General features: G+C 32.4%; 3 protein-coding genes. All 3 read right to left on the reverse strand.

The genetic code is table 11. The features are described from left to right. Positions 1–1,016: tyrosine-type recombinase/integrase (locus tag B5G32_RS13230; protein ID WP_087936930.1), on the reverse strand; the 1,016-nt coding region annotated here is incomplete at its 3' end. After that, positions 1,009–1,983 carry a tyrosine-type recombinase/integrase gene (locus B5G32_RS13235; RefSeq protein WP_087936931.1) on the reverse strand — a complete coding sequence of 325 codons (975 nt, stop codon included), beginning with the start codon at positions 1,981–1,983 and terminating at the stop codon, positions 1,009–1,011. The genes B5G32_RS13235 and B5G32_RS13230, both read right to left, overlap by 8 nt. Beyond that, positions 1,973–3,232: a site-specific integrase gene (locus tag B5G32_RS13240; RefSeq protein WP_087936932.1), complete on the reverse strand. Its 1,260-nt coding sequence runs from the start codon at positions 3,230–3,232 to the stop codon at positions 1,973–1,975. Before B5G32_RS13240 ends, B5G32_RS13235 begins: the two co-directional genes overlap by 11 nt. Between the last annotated feature and the right edge of the window lie 140 nt (positions 3,233–3,372).

Genomic DNA, 3,372 nt, shown 5'->3' on the forward strand with positions numbered 1-3,372 from the left:
CTTAGCTCATTTAACCAGTTCATTAGATTTTTATCATCATTCCAATCAGGATAGCAGGTATCTGTAATATTTTCATATGCCTTTTCAAGAGCTTCTCTCTTGTTTTTTGTACATACTTTTGCATATATTTCTGTTGTCTTAACACTCGAGTGCCCTAAGAAATCCCTGATATAAATGAGTTCAATACCTGATTCTAGAAGATGGACAGCTTTAGAATGTCTAAAAGTATGTGGATGCACTTTAAGATTAATAATTGTTCCATCCTCATTAGCCATCCTGACATATTTTTCAATGATATATCCTATCCCTGCACGAGTTAGGATATTATGACTTCTGTTTGTGAAAAGATATCTTTGATATGGTTGATATTTGGAACTGTTATTTAGTAAACTTATATATTTTTGTAATAGTTCAACTGTATTTCCCATAATTGGAACGATTCTTACTTTATTGCCTTTACCTGTCAATGTTATAGTTGCTGGCTTATCCAACCTTACATCATTCAAGGTCAAATGTATAAGCTCATCAGCACGAGCTGCAGTATCATACAATACTGTTAATAGAACTTTATCTCTGAATCCTTGCTGTGTTGTAGTATCTGCTGCGTTAATAATGGCTTTGATTTGTTTGACACTAAGATAAGGAATATCTGCTGTTTTGTATTTCTTGTTTTTGATGTTTAATATTTTCTTATATTCAAAAACATGTTCAGGATCTTCTGGCTGAATATATCTGACAAACGAATGAACTGCAGATAATCGAACATTTCTTGATGAAATGTTCACATGACGCTCATTTTCTAGCCAGTCAAGAAAATTTATAATATTTTCTCTGGTAATGTCATCCAACGTTATTTTATCAGTTCTTTTTTGAAGTACATTTTCAAAATATTTCAAAAACAGCTTAAAGGTATCTGCATAAGATGCAATTGTATGAGTGCTCATGTTTCTTTCTGCATGCAAGTATGTAGTAAAATATTTACTGATATAATACTGAAAGTTTTTTGTATCATTCATCTCTATCAGCTCCTTCATTAAAATATTTTTCCGACTTTATAACGATATCTGGATACAGCTCAGCTGTAAGTCTTAAATAATATTCTGTACATCTTGTATCTGCATGCCCCATATAGGCACAAAGATATGGAAATAGAGCCGATATATTTCTTCCACATATCACCCAATCCCTTAATCTATGAACACAAAAAGTATGACGAAATGAGTGAACTGTAGGTCCTTTACCTTTTCCACCATAAGGAATGCAGGCAATATGTAATATCTTTCTGAAAATTCCATAAACAGTTCGTGTCGTTATAGGTAGATGATCTCTATTAGTAAAAATATATTGCTCATTATCGAATATGCATTTTTTGGTGATGTAATCTTTTAGATATTTCATCGTTACGGGATGAACTGGTATTCTCCTATCTTTATTGTTCTTGGCTTCCTGAATCATGAAAGCATTTGTTTCAAAATTGATGTCTTTTATTTTTAATTGTAAAACTTCTCCAATGCGCATACCCGTACTATAGAGAATTCTTAAGATAACAGGATACTTATCTCTTTGATGATAATACTGATTATCTAAAGATGGAGTTGATGCAAATTGATCGGCAGCCAGAAAAATCTTCCTTAATTCTTCGTTTGTAAATATATAAGGAACAAATGTTGAATGATAGCTTCCTCGAGGTAATGGTGGTACTATATATGCCTTGTATCCTTGACTGTTCATATATTTCGCAAGTTCACGAATGATTGTAACACGTGAGGTAATGTTAATATCTTTTTCATTGGCATGCTTTTTTATAAAGTCGTTGACGAATTCCTTTGTCAGGACAACATCATCTAATTCATGAATCAATGCTGATTGATCAACTCTTCTAAGCAATTTACATTCACTTTCATACTTGAACCCTAGTCCATGTTTCATATCTAGAAATGATTTAATAATGGGAGCCAATACACTTCCATATTCATATTTCATCGTTAAATACCTTATCTGGATCGATAGGACATTCTGCCAGACCTTTCATGTTTAGTCTAAGATATGTCGAAGTTGATTTGATTGATTGATGCCCCAATATTTGACTGATAATCGGCAATGGTGTTTCTTTTTCAAGAAGAATGCTGCCTAAAGTATGTCTTAATGAATGAATACCACAGTTTTTCCCTCTTGGGATTCGCAATCCTGCATTATGGATTCTAAAAGTAAATATGTTCTCTATCGCAGATGATCCTGCCAATGCGTTATAAGGTGGGATGGCTCTAATAAATAGATGTGAATCTCTCGTTTTAGGCCTTCCATTTTTTATGTAATCAATCACAGCCCAACCAATATCATTAAGAAGAGGTAATACGATGGCATTCTGTGTTTTCTTTTGAATCAGATGGATTTCCTTGGTTTCCCAGTTGAAATCTTCAAGCTGCAATCTACAAATATCACAGGCGCGTAATCCAAGACGACATGCAATAAGCAGTATTGCATAATCTCTTTTGCCGGTTGAACTGGTTCTATCTATAGAATCAAGCAATTGCCTGGCTTCATCAGCACTCCAGCTTGCTGGCAAATAAGCCGTATGTGGTATAGTGACATGTGGTATTATCGAAGAAGTATCATTTCTGCATAGATTATTATCAAAACAAAATGTGAAAAACTGTTTGAGATGTCTTATTCGATAAGTGACTGATTTTGAAGATTCATGAATAAACTTGGAAATAATTTTATTGATTATTTTAGGACTGATTTCATCAAGGGAATGAATATCCAACTGAATCAAAAAGTTCATCGTAGTACGAATTGTAAGTTCTTTGCTTCTGATTGTGGAATCTGCGTAATCACAATCATTTTTTAAATGATTCATGAACAATGTATATAGCTTATTCCAATAATCATCCTTTTCTACAGGTTTATGAAACTTAGAAAACTTGGAGATAAATATCTGGTTTCGGCTATATTCGCTTAGAACACGTAAGTGTCTAAGTCTCCATCGATAATGCTTTGTATTCACATTATCATACACAAGACATTTTAATTCCAAACCATATGTTTGTTTTAAAAATTCTAATGCAATCTCCTCTCTGAAATATGTGTAATTATTTTGACTACAAAACTTAAGGAAAGTATTATAGCTATGTTCATATGCTTCAATATTTCCCTTACTATAACCAAGATCGTGCATTGTCTCCAATATTTTTTCAATGCAAGCCTTGATTGTTAAATCGTTATTATGCATAATTTAACGCTCCTTTCTGTAAATATATCTACAGAAATATTATCCGAACATAAAAAAATAATGTAAAGTAAATCAATAAGAAACGGTATAAAAACGTGCTTATTAGAACTTACTTTACATTATTTCTAACTTTACATAAT

It is taken from the genome of Massilimicrobiota sp. An80, assembly GCF_002159255.1.
GTDB classification, from domain to species: domain Bacteria; phylum Bacillota_I; class Bacilli_A; order Erysipelotrichales; family Coprobacillaceae; genus Allocoprobacillus; species Allocoprobacillus merdigallinarum.